General features: G+C 74.2%; 1 protein-coding gene. It reads left to right on the top strand.

Annotation, left to right across the window (positions count from 1 at the left end; genetic code table 11):
• Window positions 1–271: 271 nt before the first annotated feature.
• On the top strand, window positions 272–589 hold a 318-nt coding region (locus CCN37_RS38525), incomplete at its 3' end, for a zinc-dependent metalloprotease (RefSeq protein WP_210408434.1).

Raw genomic sequence — 589 nt, 5'->3', positions numbered from 1 at the left:
TCGTGGACGCGGACGGCCGGCTGCTGGTCTTCGCGTTCATGACCAACGGCACCACCGACGCCGACGGCGCCCAGCGCGCCCTGGACCGGATGGCCTCGGCCCTCGCCAACTGCGGCTGCCGCTGAGCGCGAGGGCGACCCGACCCGCACGCGGGGGCGGCCGTGCCACGGTGGCCGCCGTAAGGCCACGAGGGTGACCCGGACGCGGGGTGGCCGCCTGTGCGGACCCCGGTGTCCTCCCGGATGGGGCACGGGCCACGTACCGTGAAGCCATGACGAGCATCGGTGGTGTGGAGATGGTCGACTGGAATCTCGCGGTCGCGACCGCGACCCGGCTGGTACGCCCCGGGCCCGAGGTGAGTCGCGACGAGGCGCGTGCCGTCGTCGCGGAGCTGCGGCGGCACGCCAAGTCCTCGGAGGAGCACGTCCGCGCGTTCACCCGGATGGCCGTCTCCGGCGGCCCGGCCTCGGACACCCCCGTCCTCGTCGTGGACCGCGCGGGCTGGATCAAGGCCAATGTGGCGGGCTTCCGGCAGATCCTCAAACCGCTGCTCGGCAAGATGCAGGACCGGCGCGGCGGACTGCCCGGC

The organism is Allokutzneria sp. NRRL B-24872 (genome assembly GCF_002155965.1).
In the GTDB taxonomy this organism is placed as follows: Bacteria; Actinomycetota; Actinomycetes; order Mycobacteriales; family Pseudonocardiaceae; genus Allokutzneria.
The sequence above is the reverse complement of the archived record's forward strand: the minus strand, read 5'-3'. Positions and strand labels throughout refer to the sequence as shown.